The organism is Sphingobium sp. TB-6, assembly GCF_012927365.1.
Lineage (GTDB): Bacteria > Pseudomonadota > Alphaproteobacteria > Sphingomonadales > Sphingomonadaceae > Sphingobium.
The window spans coordinates 48,141-63,602 of sequence record NZ_JABBGL010000024.1 but is presented as its reverse complement, the minus strand read 5'-3'; the positions used below and the strand labels follow the sequence as shown (position 1 = coordinate 63,602).

Annotated in this window: 12 protein-coding genes; 7 read left to right on the top strand and 5 right to left on the bottom strand. The window is 61.0% G+C overall.

Features of this window, described 5'->3' with window-relative positions:
* The first annotated feature begins 180 nt into the window (after positions 1–180).
* Positions 181–2,184, top strand: a complete 2,004-nt coding sequence (locus HHL26_RS21495; protein ID WP_099187118.1) for a M13-type metalloendopeptidase — start codon at positions 181–183, stop codon at positions 2,182–2,184.
* Between the two features lie 62 nt (positions 2,185–2,246).
* Here the strand turns inward: HHL26_RS21495 and HHL26_RS21490 are convergent, their stop codons facing one another.
* Positions 2,247–3,143: a HEPN domain-containing protein gene (locus tag HHL26_RS21490; protein WP_046766262.1), complete on the bottom strand. Its 897-nt coding sequence runs from the start codon at positions 3,141–3,143 to the stop codon at positions 2,247–2,249.
* 140 nt (positions 3,144–3,283) lie between these two features.
* Positions 3,284–3,568 carry a hypothetical protein gene (locus HHL26_RS21485; RefSeq protein ID WP_139111426.1) on the bottom strand — a complete coding sequence of 95 codons (285 nt, stop codon included), beginning with the start codon at positions 3,566–3,568 and terminating at the stop codon, positions 3,284–3,286.
* A gap of 11 nt (positions 3,569–3,579) precedes the next feature.
* On the opposite strand from HHL26_RS21485, the gene HHL26_RS21480 reads away from it, so the two are divergent.
* The 4 genes from HHL26_RS21480 (at position 3,580) to HHL26_RS21465 (ending at position 11,161) form a co-directional block, all read left to right on the top strand.
* Positions 3,580–4,365 carry an RNA polymerase sigma factor gene (locus HHL26_RS21480; RefSeq protein ID WP_169576701.1) on the top strand — a complete coding sequence of 262 codons (786 nt, stop codon included), beginning with the start codon at positions 3,580–3,582 and terminating at the stop codon, positions 4,363–4,365.
* A gap of 8 nt (positions 4,366–4,373) precedes the next feature.
* The gene (locus HHL26_RS21475) at positions 4,374–5,357 is read left to right on the top strand and encodes a FecR domain-containing protein (protein WP_052757588.1); all 984 of its coding nucleotides are present in this window, start codon (positions 4,374–4,376) and stop codon (positions 5,355–5,357) included.
* A gap of 210 nt (positions 5,358–5,567) precedes the next feature.
* Positions 5,568–8,576 (top strand): TonB-dependent receptor, encoded by a 3,009-nt coding sequence (locus HHL26_RS21470; RefSeq protein ID WP_169576700.1) that lies wholly within the window; start codon positions 5,568–5,570, stop codon positions 8,574–8,576.
* A gap of 56 nt (positions 8,577–8,632) precedes the next feature.
* On the top strand, positions 8,633–11,161 hold the full coding sequence (locus HHL26_RS21465) for a prolyl oligopeptidase family serine peptidase (RefSeq protein WP_046766258.1): 2,529 nt from the start codon (positions 8,633–8,635) through the stop codon (positions 11,159–11,161).
* On the opposite strand, the gene HHL26_RS21460 is transcribed toward HHL26_RS21465, so the two are convergent.
* The 3 genes from HHL26_RS21460 to HHL26_RS21450 form a co-directional block, all read right to left on the bottom strand.
* Positions 11,043–12,752 carry an asparagine synthase C-terminal domain-containing protein gene (locus HHL26_RS21460; protein WP_158230105.1) on the bottom strand — a complete coding sequence of 570 codons (1,710 nt, stop codon included), beginning with the start codon at positions 12,750–12,752 and terminating at the stop codon, positions 11,043–11,045. The genes HHL26_RS21465 and HHL26_RS21460 overlap by 119 nt on opposite strands.
* Positions 12,753–12,798: 46 nt before the next feature.
* On the bottom strand, positions 12,799–13,431 hold the full coding sequence (locus tag HHL26_RS21455; RefSeq protein WP_046766257.1) for a lasso peptide biosynthesis B2 protein: 633 nt from the start codon (positions 13,429–13,431) through the stop codon (positions 12,799–12,801).
* 506 nt (positions 13,432–13,937) lie between these two features.
* Positions 13,938–14,555, bottom strand: coding sequence for a GntR family transcriptional regulator (locus tag HHL26_RS21450; protein ID WP_169576699.1), 618 nt, complete (start codon positions 14,553–14,555; stop codon positions 13,938–13,940).
* Here HHL26_RS21450 and HHL26_RS21445 point away from each other — a divergent pair.
* Together HHL26_RS21445 and HHL26_RS21440 are read left to right on the top strand one after the other, a co-directional pair.
* Positions 14,554–14,763, top strand: coding sequence for a hypothetical protein (locus HHL26_RS21445; RefSeq protein ID WP_046766255.1), 210 nt, complete (start codon positions 14,554–14,556; stop codon positions 14,761–14,763). The genes HHL26_RS21450 and HHL26_RS21445 overlap by 2 nt on opposite strands.
* Positions 14,764–14,865: 102 nt before the next feature.
* A complete protein-coding gene (locus HHL26_RS21440) occupies positions 14,866–15,381 on the top strand; it encodes a helix-turn-helix transcriptional regulator (RefSeq protein ID WP_052757586.1) in 516 nt (171 codons plus the stop codon).
* Positions 15,382–15,462: the final 81 nt, after the last annotated feature.

The following is a 15,462-nucleotide window of genomic DNA, read 5'->3' as shown; positions in this document are numbered from 1 at the left end:
GTCGGGCTACGCCCGCCCTCCGCCGCACGCAGCGCAAGGCCATCTTCAACAAACCAGCATCATATTATCTGAAAAGGGGGTCCCTCTTCGACGCCGATCGGGGGTCCCTTTTGAACGCCGTTTGACACCTTGGATCTTTCGAGAGGGTTCGGGATGCGATCGTCAAACTTAGGTGCAGCAATGTTTCTGGCTGTATTCTCATTTCCAGCAGCACACGCAGATCAGGGCGCGCCCTCCGGATCGAATGCTTCGGCCTATGGTACTTACGGGCTTGATGAAGATGGCATGGACCATGAAGCGTCGCCGGGTGAGGATTTCTCCCGCTATGCGAATGGAAACTGGGATGCGCGCACGGCGATCCCGGAGGACAAGGCCAGCTTCGGCATGATCAACCTTCTGGAAGACCTCTCGCGCGAACGCACAAGGGCAATTCTGGACGCGGCCCGAAAAGACCCTTTGAACAAGATTGGGGCAGCGTATTCGAGCTATATGGGTCGTGCTGCCGTTGAGAAAGCGGGTCTAACGACAATCGCACCATGGCTCCGGGAAATCAGCGAATTGCGCGACAAAGCTGGCCTGGAAAACCTCGTTGCGAAGGCCAATCGCATTGGTGTTGCCGGTCCTTTTCGCCTCTACGTTGGGCAGGACGATAAAAAGCCAGACAGCTATATCATCAAGCTGAGTCAGGGCGGCTTGGGCCTGCCGGATCGCGATTATTATCTCGAGCAAAGCGACAAAATGGCCGCGATCCGGACGGCATATCGTGCGTATCTTACACAAATGCTGACTCTGATTGGGGAAACTGACGCCGGCAGCCGAGCTGACGCTCTGATGACGTTTGAGACGGCAATAGCGAAGCTGCATTGGTCACGGGTCGAAAGCCGCGACGTCGATAGGGTCTACAACAAGACCACACTCGCCAAATTGACGGTGGACGCGCCCGGGTTCGACTTCCCTGCCTATTTTGCCGCGAACGGCATCAAACCCGCCGAGATGATTGTCGCGCAGCCCAGCGCCATTGCGGGGGAGGCGGCGCTCATCGCGAAGACTCCGCTTCAGGTTCTGAAGGATGCTTTGCTCGTGCGAAGCATCCATACCTATGCCGATTTCCTGCCCGACCATATCGGGGACGAGGATTTCGCCTTCTACGGTACAATCCTAGCTGGTACGCCAATGCGGCCGGAACGTTGGAAGCGTGGCATCGATTTTCTCAAGGGCGCTTTGGGAGAGGAGGTTGGGAAGGCCTACGTCGCGCGATATTTCCCGCCTGAAACGAAGGAGGCGATGGACGCACTGGTCCAGAATGTGATCGCGGCCATGGGCCGCCGGATCGATAAGCTGACCTGGATGAGTGATACCGCGAAAATCAGGGCTCGCCGCAAGCTGGCCGCGTTTACGGCCAAGACCGGTTATCCAGACAGATGGCGCGATTATTCGGGTCTCATGATCAAGGCGGGCGATCTGTTCGGCAATGCAGTTCGCGCCAACCAGTTTGCCTTCGACTATCAGGTGGGAAAGCTTGGCAAGCCGATATATCGTTGGGAATGGGGCATGACGCCCATGGAGATCAATGCATATGCCAATTTCGGCAAGGTGGAGATCGTCTTTCCCGCTGCCATCCTGCTACCGCCCTTTTTCGATCCCAATGCCGACCCGGCGGTCAACTATGGCGCGATCGGCGCTGTGATCGGCCATGAGATCAGCCATCATTTTGACGATCAGGGTTCAAAATATGATGAGACCGGGAAGCTCAACCCATGGTGGAGTGAGGCCGACGTCGCCACCTTCAAGGCGCTCAGCGGACGCCTTGTCGATCAATTTGATCGTTATGAGCCTTTCCCCGGTGTGCATGTGAAGGGGGCCATGACTTTGGGTGAGAATATCGGCGATCTGGCAGGCTTGGCTGTTGCTCTCGATGCCTATCATACTTCACTGGGCGGTAAGCAAGCTCCGGTCATAAACGGAAAGACCGGCGACCAGCGCTTCTTTCTCGGATGGGCGCAGGTGTGGCGGATCAAATATCGGGAGGCCGCCCTGCGCCAACGGCTCGTCACGGATTCCCATTCGCCCGCTCAATACCGCATTTCCACGGTTCGAAACTTTGATGAATGGTATGCCGCGTTTAAGCCTGAACCCGGTGAGAAGCTCTATCTTCCGACCAAGGATCGGGTCAAAATCTGGTGATTGAATCTAAGGCCGGGGTGAAGCCCGGCCTTGTCATGGGAGGGTGTCAGCGGCGCTCTTAGTCACGATCCCAGTCGCTCTTGGCAAATGTCCTTTACCAATCCTTGGAGTATAGTAATCCGCTCACAAATCCATTCCAGTTCCTCGGCAGTGATTTTATAATGCTCTGAGTAACGTGCGTTGACATAAGCACCGCGCAGCAGTTCGAAACAACGCTGCGTGAATTTTGTATCCCGCGGCCACGCTTGAATCAACCTTGCATCCAACTGTTCGCACTGTGACCTGAGCAAATTAATCTTGTGTGATTTTGGTGCGTACAACGTACTAACGAGGAGAAAGCAGTCATAAAGTCGTTCAGTGGTCTGGTGCAGAACGAACGCGGCTTCGTTTTCATTTCCTTCCGAAAGTGCGTGTCGAGCCATGCTGAAAAATGCTGTTGCGCTCGGAAACCATTTGTCAAAATGCTTTTGTGCCTCTGCTCGTGCTTCGTCCGGCGGCAAAGTAACTGGCTGATCGAACGGATTGTCAGGTGCTTCATAGAGAGCAATACCATCACGGAGGATGTCTCGAAAGAAGGGGCGACCCTTCTTCAGTTGTTTATTCACGTCGGTCAGGCTGTGGGTAATGATGTGCGCCGGAACACTGAGCTTCTTTGAGATGGTGTGGGCCCGGAGTAGATGGTCCTCGGCCTTGCTCCAATATTCGATCGGATCCGCGAGTTCCTCATGGTTCACAACGACCAGCACGTCATAATCGGAGAAATAACCACCGACCGGGTCTTCTACCCAGTCGCCGCGCGCATGTGATCCATAGAGGATAACCTTGAGGATCCGACCGGCCTTGCGATGAGGGGCATTACGCCCGGCGATCGTGTCCTCAAACTCTTCGAACAATATGCGACGGATTTCGCCGAGCTCCCGCTGTTTACGTTCGGGCAGATGATCGAGAGACGTCTTCATTCCCCCAGATTCCCCCTTTGGCGTAGAAAAGCCAAGAAAAATATGTGCCTTGTATCAATCAGGCCGCTTGGTAATCATCGCATAAAAGCGGATCGCCGCATTCGAAGCCTCAGTGTGTCGGACAGTTCGCGCGTATCGAATCATTCGCGGATCGGGAGAGCTTTTCGCCGCAACTCGGCATTTAGCCGCGGAGTTTCCGCAGCTAAATGCCGAATCTCCGCAGCTAATTGGCGAAGAACCCGCAGATTGCTGCGCAGGAACAGCTCAGCCATTATTTTTTCTGCGCTTTGCGCGGCGCAGTTAGACAGTCGCGGCGGCTGCGCTATGGAGGAGATGTCGGGTGCCGTGAAACAGGACGCGTGTCCCATGGGCCGGGGGATCGGCGGGCTTTTGGCCTGGCCGGTCGGCAGCGGCGCGACGTCCAAATAACGGGTCCTTGTACAGGATTTCCAACACCCGACCCCTTTTTTCAAGCCCTTGCCAGCCGATTCTCGATACGGAATTCTCTTTGGTGCCGTCGGGAGGCCGATGGCGGGGCGTGGAAACCCCTGTACCGAAGATCGGCGAGTCAGACTTGGTGCTGGCATGGCCGATCCATGCGCGCGCCCTTTGCGCGATGCACCGGCATGGAGCTTTTCCTTTGCCGTCCTTATGGGGCGGCACGCCCTTCGTAATTGAAGGAAAGGCGCGGGTAATGACCGGCGAGCAAGGGAAAACGCCGTGGCTGCCAATGGGTAGCCGGCAGGACGGGATGGTCGACAGGCTGTACCGCAATCATGCGGGCTGGCTGCTCGGAAGGCTGCAACGCCGGTTCGCGGGCTCTGGTCTTGAAGCGGAGGATTTGGTGCAGGACACCTATATGCGGGTAGCGCGCTACAGCGAAGAGGAGGCGGAGCGTCGGCCCCGCGCGCTGCTGCTCCGGATCGGGCTCAACCTTGCCTTCGATCAAATGCGCCGCAACAAGACCCGTCCCGCACCGCTGGCGGCTAATGATCCCGATCCTTCCTGGGACATAGAAGACTGTGGAGAGCAGGAATATTTCCTCGGCCTCAAACAGGCCGTCCAATCTTTGCCACCGGATCTTCGGACGGTCTTTCTTTTGTCGCGGTTCACCCGCATGACGAATGCAGATATCGCGAAAAGGCTGGGAGTTTCGGTCAAGACCGTTGAGGGACGGGTGAGCAAGGCACTTATATTGTGTGCACAACGGCTGTCGGACTGAGGGTAGGGATGACGATGGGCAGCGAAGAAGATAAAAAAATCGAGGAAGACGCAGCCTATTGGGTTGCGCGCTTCAATTCCCGCGTTGCGGACACGGCCGAACTCCAGCAATTCTTTGCCTGGAAGAAAGATCCGCGCCATGCCGCCGCCTATGAGCGACTAAATGGGCATTGGGAGAGCGCACAGAAGCTCGGGAAAGACCCGCAAATTGCTGCTCTGGTCGATGACGCAATCGAGCGAACCGCGCCTCGGTCAGGCATCCGTCGACCAATGTTGTGGGTGGCAGGCACGGTTATTGCCGGAGCTATGACCCTTGGCACATTCCTCCTCCGGCCAGTGGCGATCCATTATGAAACGGGAATTGGGGAGCAACGCCTGGTTCGCCTGGAGGACGGCACGAGGCTCCATCTCGATAGCGCAAGCGCCGTCGACATAAATTTCTCGTCAGGGCATCGACGCGTCGCCCTGATCAGCGGCCGGGCGATGTTCGATGTTGCGCATGACAAGAGCCGTCCCTTTGATGTGGATGCGGGCGTGGCGACCGTGAGAGCGCTCGGCACCCGCTTCGAGATCGATCGCCAGCAATCGGATGCCAATATCCTTCTGATCGAGGGCAAGGTGCGGGTGGATGCCGCGCAATGCCCGTCCGACAAATGCACCGATCAGTTGTTGCCGGGCGACATGATGATGGCGCGGGAAGCGGGACTTGGCGAGAAAGAGCGGGGCAATGTCGAGGCGATCACCTCCTGGACCACCGGCCGGCTCCAGTTCGAGGGCCGATCGCTCGCCGCCGCAGTCGATGAAGTCAATCGTTATTCCAAGGCGCCTATCATCCTGGAGGCGCCGGATCTCGCGGATGAGCGCGTCAACGGCGGATTTGCCGTTGGCGACCGCGATGCCTTCATCCGGGCCGTGATCGCGCTCTACCCGTTACGCGCGGAGCCGCAAACCAATGGCACTATCCGTCTTGTCCCTGACCCTGTGCGATCCTGATTTAAAAATTTCACATATCGTCCAGGGTTACCCCCGTTCCTCTACGTTACAGAATTAGGCGACAGGGGAAGGCGGGAGACCCGCTCCTCGGTCCGCCGGACCAGCAGGGGAAGGGAAACCATGACAGCCAGGAACGTCCATCGTATGGATTCGCCGAAACGGGCAAGGTCTGCACAGCGTCGCGGCCTACTCCTGTGTGCGGCCTGGGCGTTGGCGAGCGTTCCCGCGATGGCACCGGCGGCCTATGCGCAGGAGGTGCATCCGCGTTTCGACATCGCGGCGGGTTCGCTCGATCAGGCGTTGCAGCGGTACATGGTGCTGACGGGCCGCCAGATTCTGTATCGTAGCCAGTTGGTAGAGGGCCGTCGCACCAGCTCGGTCGTGGGATCGATGGATGCCGACAAGGCGCTGCACAAGCTGATCGGCGGCTATCCGATCACCGTCAGCCATCAGGGCCGCAATGTCTATGTGCTCTCGCCGCGCGGGGCGCCATCGCCGCAAGGACAGGGTCAGTCCCAGCATCGACCGGTCCCCCAGCGTCTACCCCAGGCAATCGCGCCTCGGCCGAAGCCGGTTCGCGCGCCGGACATGGCAGCAGCTGGGATTGTCGTTACCGGCACAAATATCCGCTCGGCAGCGCCGCCCTCATCGCCGGTGATCAGCATGACGGCCACCGACATCGCCCGCTCCGGCGCGGGTACGGTTGCAGAGGCGCTGGCGCTGCTGCCGCAGAATTTCGGCGGCATGGCCAATGAGGATACCAGCCTTACCGGCTCGGACCGCGTCAGCATCAACCCCGGTCTTGGGGCGAGCATCAATCTGCGCGGTTTAGGCTCAGACGCAACTTTGACCCTGGTCAATGGCCGCCGGACCGCGGGCGCGGGCGGGAAGGGCGATTTCACCGATCTCTCCAGCATTCCTGCAGTTGCGGTCGAGCGGGTCGAGGTTTTGGCTGATGGCGCGTCGGCTCTTTACGGCTCGGACGCGATCGGCGGCGTGGTCAACATCCTGTTGCGCAAGGATTTCGAAGGGGCTGAGAGTCGGCTGCGCCTCGGCACGGTGACGCGAGGCGGCAGTGAGGACATCATCGCCGGACAGGTGGTGGGTGCCCGCTGGGCGACCGGTCATATCCTTGCGGCCTATGAATACCAGCATCGCGGTCGCCTCCCTGGATCGGCGCGCAAATATACGCGCTCAGCCGACCTGCGGCAGCTCGGCGGCCATGACTACCGCCAATATTTCTCGGCTCCCGGCACCGTTGTGGTGCTAGACCCCGTGAGCCGCACCTATGTCCCTGCCTATGCCATTCCCGACGGACAGGATGGCACGGATCTTGAGCCCAGCGACTTCCTACCCGGCGCCAGTCTTTCCAGTCCGCGCGCCCATGTCGACCTGCTCTCGAAGCAGGACAGGCACAGCCTGTTCGTGAGCGGGGAACAGGAACTGACCGCCGGCCTCACCTTTTATGCCGAAGGCCGCTATTCCGATCGCAAGTTCGATGCGAAATCGCAGCCGTCGCTCACCATCATGAGCGTGACCCGCGCCAATCCCTGGTTCGTTTCGCCCACCGGCGGTTCGTCAGTGGCGATCGCCTATGATTTTGGCAGGGATATCGGCCCGATCCTCACCAGTGGCCGGGTGCGCAGCCATTCGGTGACAGCGGGCGTCCGGGCGGAACTGGGCGGCGACTGGCAGGTCGACGCCTATATGTCGCACGCCCGTCAGGTTGATCGGCAGCTGAGCGATCATCTGCTCAACAGCAGCGCGCTCAATGAAGCGCTGGGCCTCACCGCCGATAATCCGCTAACCGCCTATAGCGCGGCGCGCGACGGCTATTTCAATCCTTTCGGTGATGGCAGCAGCAACAGCGCCGCCATCATCGATTTTATCGGCAGCGGCTTCATCCGCCAGCGCTACAGCAGCGAATTGCTGAATGGCAGCATGATCGCCGACGGCACGCTTTTCGACCTACCCGGCGGGCCGCTGAAGCTCGCCTTCGGGACGCAGGCGCGCGAGGAGCATTTCTCCCGCTCGGTCCAGACCTTCGCCTCGGGCGTCACGCCGCCCGCGCCGGTGACGCCGAAGGCGAACCGGACGATCGTTGCCGTATTTGGCGAACTGGCCGTGCCGATGGTCGGCCCGGGCAATGCGCGCCCCGGTGTTGAGCGCCTCGACCTGTCGGTCGCGGTCCGCCATGAGCGCTATTCCGATTTCGGTTCGACCACCAATCCCAAGATTGGGTTGGTGTGGGAGCCGGCGCAAGGATTGCAGCTACGGGGAAGCTGGGGAACGTCGTTCCGCGCGCCTGCGCTCCCAGAGATTTTCGACCCGTTCCGCGTCTCCTACACCCAGCTCCCGACCACGGGTGGTGGCAACCTGCCGGTCCTCACCCAACGCGGCGGCAATCGCAGTCTCGAACCAGAAAAGGCCAAATCGCTGACTGTCGGCTTCAGGGTCCAGCCCAAGGCTGTGCCGGGCTTTGGCTTGGAGGCCAGCTATTTCCAGACGCGCTTCTCCAACCGGATCGGACAGCCGGTCACCGAGAATATTCTCCAGGCGCTCACCAACCCCATCTATGCGCCCTATGTAACTCTGATCGATCCCGCGCATAACGCCGCCGATCTGGCTCGCGTGCGGGAACTGCTCGCGGTGCCAGGGTCGAGCGTGCCGACGACCTTCGCCCCGGAATCCTTCCGCGCGATCCTCGACGGGCGCTATGTCAACTCCGCCCGGGTGGATGTGCGCGGGGTCGATATCCAGATGCGTCAGAGCCTCACCCTGGGTTCGAACCGGCTGAACATCTCGGTCAACAGCATGATCCTCATTGATTATAAGGATCAGCTCACGCCTGCTTCACCCATGATCGAGCGAGTAGGGACGTTGGGCAATCCCGTAGACTTCCGCCTGCGCGGCACTCTCGATTGGGCGCGAGGCGACGTCGGGGCAACGCTTTCGCTCAACCATGTTGGTCCCTACACTGACAACATCAGTGCGCCCGCGCGTCCGATCTCGTCGTGGAACGGCGTCGACCTGCAATTGCGCTATGAACCGCGAACAGCGGAGGGTTGGCGCAAGGGGCTGAGCCTGGCTGTCACCGTGCAGAATCTCTTCGATAGCGATCCGCCCTTTGTCGACCGCAATTTGGGCTTTGCCTACGACCCGGCCAATGCCGATGTGCTGGGCCGCTTCGTATCGATGCAGGTGAAAAAACGATGGTAGCGCCGCGCGGCTAGGCCGCCGCTTCGCTCAGACCCCACCAATCAGGAATCCGTGACATGCGTTTCCCATGGCTGGCGGCGCTATGCCTGGCGATGGCCGGCATCGCCGACGCACGCCCCTATGGCGTGGACGATATGCTGCGCGTCGAAAGCTACGGCCAGGCGCTCATCGATCCCGACGGCCGATGGGTGGTGATCGATCGCTATCGCCGCTATGACAGCGCCGCGAGCTACCGCTATGACGGCTTTACCCGGCGGGGGCTGGGGGTCGTGATGCGTCTCGACCTTCAGCATGGCGGGCGTCTTGAACCGCTTTTTTCGCAGGATGATGGCGCGGGCTATTGGATCGCAAGCCTGTCGCCTTCGGCCAAGCGCCTAGCGGTTTTCAGGCTGAAGGACGAGATGCTCTCGCTCGGGATCGTCGATATGGCGACGCGGGAGGTGCGCTGGCTCCTGCAGCATCCCGTGACCTCACTGTTGCATCCGGCACCAGACTGGCTGGACGATCAGCGCCTGTTGTTGGTTGCAGCGGACAGTCCGGCGCTGCCGTGGCCGTTCGCGACGGGTAGCCGCTATCAGGCCGAGGTCATCCCTCTCTGGGCGCGCACGGCACGGGGGCAGGAGCCCGGTGTCTCAGTCGTTGGCGGCACAGGCGAGGCTGCGCCGCTTCCGCAGCGTCGACTTCTCATGATCGATGTCGAAACCGGACAGACCACCCAGCTTGGCGATGGACCGATTGCGGATGTCGCCATTTCTCCTGACGGCGCCTCGATCGCGCTGCTCCGCGAGGGACCGGAGCCGGTCATCCCTTTGAACGTCCCGGTTCGGTCGAGTGACCAGAACCGGCAATATCGACTGTCGGTCCTGCGCACTAAGGGCGGATTGGAACGGGAGGCCTGCATCGGCTGCGACATCCAGCCGGGTTTCCTCGAATGGGCACCGAGGAGCGACCGGCTGATGTTCTTTGCGCGAGCGCCCGGCCAAGATTGGGCGGCAGGCGAGCTACGTCTGTTTGACGCGCGGACTGGCCGCATTCGTGCAGCTTTCGACGACGTGACCCCCTTCCTGCCGCCCGACGACAGCGGCGTGCGTTTGGTGCGCGCGGGCTGGTGGGGCGAAGTTCCACTCGTCTTTGGCCAGCGGGGCGGGAGATCGAGCCGCTGGAGTGCTCCGCGTGCCGCAGCCTCCATCAACAAAGCTCTGGAGCGGCTGCCCTGTCAGCCACCATTGCTGCAGGCGGGGAGCGCCCGACTGCTCCTCGCCTGCCCTGATGGACTATGGACGATGGACCGCACTGGAAATTCCAGGAGGATCATAAAAGGTGGGCCGATCAGCATGCCGCGATCGACGAGCGAAAGCTTCGATATCGGCATTCGCGCCAACCATCGTTCGATTACTGCCATTAGCGACGATGCCCCCATTGTCATCCCGCAGGGTGCGCAGGCGCAGCTTCGTTGGCTAGGCTGGGCCAATCGAACGACTGATCACACAACCGATCCGATCACGCGCCTGCTTTTCGGCAGCAGGCGTGCAGGTATCGCGCTTTTGATCACGCGCGATGCCTGCGGTGTCGGCCGGCTCATGGCCTCGGGGCCGGCCGGCATTCGCGAGATCGATCGGACCAACGCCCATCTGGCAGATGTCGATCTGCCTGACATGCGGCCGCTGACCAACCCCGCTACGGGCCTTACGGATTGGCTGATCCGTCCAGCAGGAAATAGGAGCAAGCCATTACCGCTCATTGTCGTGCCCTATCCTGGGATGACCTTCACCATGGATCGTCGACCGGCCGTTGCGCCCGACATGGTCGCCGCGTCAGTCAATCCATTGCTGCTCACGAGCCTTGGCTACGCCGTGCTGATGCCCAGCCTTGTCGATGCGCGGGATGGCATGGACCGAGGTGCGACCCTTGGCACGCAGGTTGAGCAGGCGGTAGATCGGGCCATTGCGACCGGCTTAATCGATAGTGAGCGGGTGGCAGTCTACGGCCATAGCTTCGGTGGTTACACCAGCCTCAAGATCGCCACCCAAAGTCATCGCTTCCGCGCCTATATCGCGAGCGCGGCACCTTCTGACCTTGCGATTCAGCATGGCGCGCTGTCGCCGGCCGACCGGGTTGCACTTGAGGAGGGGTTTCCGCTGACGGTCGGCTTTGGTTGGGCGGAGGGCGGGCAGGGGAGCATGCAGACAGGGCCGCAGGCAGCGCCAGAACGCTATCGGTTGAGCAGTCCCTATTATCAGGCCGATGCGATCAGCGATCCGGTGCTGCTTATCCACGGTGATATCGATCCGGTACTCGCCATCAATTCCGAGCGGATGTTCACGCAGTTGCACCGTCGCGGCCGCGACGTGACCTTGCTGCGCTATTGGGGCGAAGCGCATAACCTTCGCAGCCCCGGCAATATCCGCGACATGTGGCAGCACATTGCCGCTTGGCTTGGCGATCGGCTGGCGGTCGGAGGAAGCCTCAAGCCCAGCGCTGCGCCCACAATTCCATCGCCACCAGCGTTGCGAGCAGCGAATGATCACCGCGCCAGAGCAGCGCTTCACCGTTCAGCATTGGCTCCAGCGCTGCGCGGTCGATAATATTTTGCCGCACCAGATGACCCTCGCGCAGAAGCGGCCCCAGGCGGTCGAGCTGAAGAGCGATGGCCCGGCTGTAGAAGCCGGTGGCCTCACCCTTTGTACGACGCTCGCGCACCGCTGGCGGCAGCCAGTCTGCCAAGACGTCGCGCGCGCCGCCCCGGTCGCGCTCGTCGGGAACCAGCTCCCATGTCGGCACGCGAAGGCAATGCTCGACCACCGGTTGCGACAGCATGGGATGGGCGAGCCGAAGGCCAGCGGACGTCAGCGTCGGTGCGTGGAATATCTGGCAGTTGGAGAGCATGGCGATCTGCAGCCGCTTGCCTGGCGGCAGTCGCTTCGCCTCCTCCATCCAGGGATGGAGCGGCAGACCTGCTTCCAACTGGGCACGCAGCAGCGCTCCGGCCAAAGCCGGCTGGAAATTGGCGGCCGCGCGCATGGGGAGTGGGCGCAGCGATCGCCAGAGCGACGACCAGATGGATCGGTTGGTCGATGCGGCGCTCTCAGCGAGCAGGCGCCAATAGGTCGGCCCAGGCCCTTTGGCGCGCAGCCGGTCAGCCGCGATGTGGGGACCGCGTGGCTGGAACAGCACCGCGTCGCCGCCCTGGCCGCTCAATATTGTCGTTGCGCCGACAAGGTCGGCGGAGCGCACCGATGTCTGGTCGGCAATATGGTCGAGACCATAGACGAGCGGCTGCTCTGGTCGCGATCGCTCCATATGCGCCATATAGTCGATCTCGCTGGGGTGGATACCGACCTCTACCAGGGGCACGTCCCAGTGATCGGCGACCGCGCTGGCAAAGCGGCTCTCTCCGCCTCCGGTCGCGCCCGGCACGAGATTGAGCGCGTGGATCGCCGGTCGGTCTTTGCGTCGGGCGAGGCCTCCCAGAATGAGGGAAGAATCAAGGCCACCCGACAGTTCGATCGAAACCGGGCTGGAGCCATTGCCCCAACCGGCAATGCAATTCGCCAGGACGCGCGGGAGATCGGCAAGGGGCGCCGGATCCTGGCGGGCGATCGCCGTCGGAGACCAGATGCCCTGCGTGGTGATGCCGTCCTTGCCGACATGATAGATAGTTCCCGGCAGGGGGATGGTGACATCCGTCAGCGCGCTCAGGCTTCCCACCCGTTCGGGCAAGGCCGTCAGTGTTGCGAGCGCGGACCAGTCGACCACGGGTCGCACGCCTACGCTGTCGAGCAATGCGTCGGGCAGGCCGCTCGTGATCAGCGTCAGACCATCGACCTTCCAGATATAGGCGCGCAGCGCCCCCGACGGATCGCGCATCAAGCTTGTCTGTTGGCGTTCCGGGTCGTGAATGAACGCGACGTAGCGGCCCCAGCACAGCCGGGTGATCGCGGACATAGCTTCGACGGGATCGGTGGAGGTCTCCAGCGCGGCGGGCAGCGAATCCTTCGGCAGCGTTCCCGGCAACAGGGAGCCGAGTACCTGGGTTCTGCCCTCGCGCGCAGCGTGCAAGGCCCATCCCGGATTCGGAGCGCCCGCCAGCAGCAAAAAGCCGGGGTCGTCTGCCTGCACCATGAGGTCGGGGAGGCGCGAGCGCAGCGCTCCGCCAATGGTTCGAGCGCGCTCCATGGTTGAGGCACCCGGTGGCGCCAGGAGTGCGCAAAACCGCAGGGGATCAGAAGCGGGCAATGGGGTCGTACCAGCGGACATGATCGGCCCAGTCATTGAGAACACGCCCCTGCCATTCGACCCAGCAATGGGCTTCGAAGGGATAGGTGCGAACGCCAAAAATCCATTCTGCCGCTACGCCGCGCTTGCGCAGCAGGCGGAGCAGGAGCCAGGACTGAACAAAACAGCGACCACTGCGCGGCAGCAGAATCCGCAACTGCCTGAAACGCTGAACGAGACGTATGACCCCTGCATCATCCAGCCTCACTTTCGCAGCGGTACGGATCGGGCGGCGCAGCAGCGCCTTGCGGCGAAGCCCATAGTGGACGAGGCCCAGGATCACAGCGGGAATGAGGGTCAGGCTGGCAAGGGCGTTGCCGCGCGGCGGCATGCCATCGACCGGCCATGTCGGATCGAGTATGGTCGGGACATGGTTGTCCACTGCGCGGAGCAGCCCTGCATCGATCACTTCACGGATGACGGGATTGCCGGGATCATGGTCATCACCGCGAAGGGCGAGAATGACATCCTCGCCATCAGCGCCCTGCAGACACAGATAGCTGTCGTCGGAAAGGTCGAGGAGGATGAGGTCTTTGCCGACATCGGCGGCACGAACATGGGGTGCAGTGGTGAGTGGCATGGAAAGCAGCCCAGGAAAATGGGGAGCGGCGTCAGATTTGGAGCCGCTCCCGTTGAAGGTCAGGGCCAGCAGAGGACAGGCATGAAGTCTTCGCTCTCGCCCATCTGCGTGATCGCACGGGTATCGCGCGAAACGCTGCCTAGGCGCCGAAGGCGCAGGGTCAGTGGCTTGGTCATTACAAACCTCCTTGGGGGTATGAAGGTCATCGTCCCGGCGGTGAGCCGCGAAGGTCACAGTGCGCCGAGCTATTTCATGAAAGGGAGGAGCGGCCTCCACAAAAGAAGGCCGCTCCCGGTGGGGTCAGGCGTAGGACAGGACGGGCAGAAATTCTTCCTGTTCGCCGGTCTGAACGATCGCCTTGGTGTCGCGGGAGACGCTGCCGAGGCGCCGCAAGCGAATGGTCTTCACTTTGGTCATCACGAACCTCCTTCATTGGATTTGCCGAACATCGGCATGTTCATGAGGCGCCCCGGCCCGAAGCTATTCAAATGATATTGAGACTATTTTCATTGTGTAGCCGATCGTGCGAGGGAATCGTGTCGCCGCGCGATTTCAAGGGCGGCTTTGCGACGGCGGCTGTAATAGGCGTTGGTAAAGCGCTGGAGGAGTCGCCGATCGCCCGCGGCAATAAGGGCGAGAAACTCAGCGGACTCAGCTGTCGGGTTGAACATTGTCGCTTCGGCGGGTTGCACGGGCGCCAGCCTTGCATCGAGATTGGCGGCGATCAGGCAGAGCAGTGAATTCGCGGTCTGGCCAGCGAGCGTCACCAATATGGTCCCGCTGTCGAACAGTGTTTCCTCAGCGCCATTGCCCGCGACGTTAGCGGACAGAACGACCGGTTCACTCAGCAGCGAAACCGCCGTGCTCTGCGCGACAGTGTAGAGCTCGCTCAACTCCACCGGGCCAAGCCGGGGTACGAAATAGCCAAGGCCGCGCCGCTCATCGAGCAGGCCTTCGCCCGCGAGGCGGGCCATGGCTTCACGAACCGGCGTTGGGCTGAATTTGCAGCTTTCTGCGCACCTGGCGACCGAGACATGTTGGCCTTCGGGCCAATAGCGCTCGCGTAGTGCCTGACGGATGGCTTTATAGGCTTGTAGATACGCCCTGTCTTCTGAGGTGCCCATGAACATTCTGCGTCCCTTCCAATTCGGAATCATGGAAGTTGCGGTCATGCAAGCCGCTGGCGAGGACAATTTGATCCATATGGGGTTAAATGGAGCACGTTTCGGATATTGGGGTCAAAGCCCGCAGTTGTCTGCCGATTTCCCGCAGCTATTTGCGCATATCACGCCAAAAAATGGCGCGGATTCGGCATTTAGCCGATCCATTTAAAATCAACGGTTTATTTGTGCCTGATTTTCTGGTTTTCTTGTGCAACTGGCGTTGCTCCCTGTCAGCGCCGGGCCAGCCGGAATGCATGGGAAAGATGTGGAGATGAGGGAAAAATCGACCGAAGAGACGCTCGACGTGGAGCTGATCGCGAAGGCCATGCGCATGATCCGCACGGAGCGCCGTCTGAAGCCATCCGAGGTCGCGAAGGTCATGGGTCTCCCTGTGCGGTCCTACGAGCATCTGGAATCTGGCAAGGGGCGGATAAGCTATGAGCGGGTCTGCCGATTTGCCGAGGCAACGAATAGCGATGCCGATGCACTGTGGTCGGTTCTCCAGATCGGGTCGCCGGAGTTTGCTCTGCTCTGCGCTGACAATAAAGGGATGAGTATCGTCATTTCTTTCATGCGCGAACTCCATGAAAAACTCGGCGAGGATATGATATTCCTGGAACCCGGCGCCATGATTGGCGGCATGTCTAGGCTCGTCAATGAATGGGTCGCGCACGTCCGCCAGCGCGACACTTATGCCGAGAAATGGTTGGAGCTGCAGAAAGGCAAATCGCGTAAGTCCGCCGCTTTGCCGGCTGGGTTGAGAAAGGGGCGGCTTGCCGAAACCTGAGCGAGCCATCATGTTCGGTGCATCTTTTCGTCGGAATAACATTTCAAACCAAAAGGGCTTTTTTGTGAAAGTTTAGGTCTC